Here is a 474-nt window from a genome sequence, read left to right on the forward strand (position 1 = left end):
GGCGCCTGTCGCAAGTTCCCCAGCGGGGCGCACTGGCAGGCCAGCGAAGCCGGGCCGACTACGCCGCGCCCGCAGCGCCAGTTGGCGGGGGCATAGCAAGCCCGCTTACGGAGCCCGATGCCGCCACCCGCGAGTATTTCGATTCCGTGCTCGTCCCCACCACTGACGGCTTGATTTGGGCCCGCTGGAAGAGCCTCAAGAAAATCCACATGGTCGACGCGAACAACGTACCTGTGGCCTTTGAGTTCAAGAACGGGGTGCAGAAATGAGGTTCCTCAATAACTTGGATGCAGTCCTGACGGCCCCTTTGGCACTCGGTGGGCTGCAACTGCCAATCAGTACCGAGGCCGCCGCGCGGCTCACAGCGGGCGTGGACTACCTGCTCACGCTGACTAACAGCGCCGACCCCGCAGAGCAGTCCAGCTGGGAGGTCGTGAAGGCCAGGCGCACAGGTTCTGTCGTCGCCATCGTGCG

Annotated in this window: 2 protein-coding genes; both read left to right on the plus strand. The window is 64.6% G+C overall.

Going from position 1 to position 474, the window contains the following annotated elements:
- Positions 1-269, plus strand: a 269-nt coding sequence (locus tag L6D89_RS32425; protein WP_236202349.1) for a hypothetical protein, incomplete at its 5' end; no start/stop codon positions are given.
- Positions 266-474 (plus strand): hypothetical protein (locus tag L6D89_RS32430; protein WP_236202350.1); only part of this gene is annotated, 209 nt, incomplete at its 3' end. The genes L6D89_RS32425 and L6D89_RS32430, both read left to right, overlap by 4 nt.

This window comes from Pseudomonas pseudonitroreducens (assembly GCF_021603645.1).
GTDB lineage: Bacteria > Pseudomonadota > Gammaproteobacteria > Pseudomonadales > Pseudomonadaceae > Pseudomonas > Pseudomonas pseudonitroreducens.